At 64.4% G+C, this 275-nt stretch carries 1 protein-coding gene; it reads left to right on the top strand.

All coding sequences use genetic code 11. The features are described 5' to 3' along the window. A partial coding sequence (locus B447_RS21665) for a phosphoadenosine phosphosulfate reductase domain-containing protein (protein WP_004250026.1) occupies window positions 1–275 on the top strand: 275 nt, incomplete at both ends.

Genomic DNA, 275 nt, shown 5'->3' with positions numbered 1-275 from the left:
GAGCTGTGGAAGCTCTACAACGCCAGAAAGCACAAGGGCGAGTCGATCCGCGTGTTCCCGCTGTCGAACTGGACCGAGCTCGACATCTGGCAGTACATCTACCTCGAGAACATCCCCATCGTGCCGCTGTACTACGCCGCCGAGCGCCCGGTGGTCGAGCGCGACGGCACGCTGATCATGGTCGACGACCACCGCATGCCCTTGAAGCCCGGCGAGGTGCCGATGATGAAGAAGGTGCGCTTCCGCACCCTGGGCTGCTACCCGCTGACCGGCGC

Source organism: Thauera sp. 27, assembly GCF_000310125.2.
GTDB classification, from domain to species: Bacteria; Pseudomonadota; Gammaproteobacteria; order Burkholderiales; family Rhodocyclaceae; genus Thauera; species Thauera mechernichensis.
Note: the sequence above shows the minus strand (reverse complement) of the source record. Positions and strands in the feature narration are given on the sequence as shown.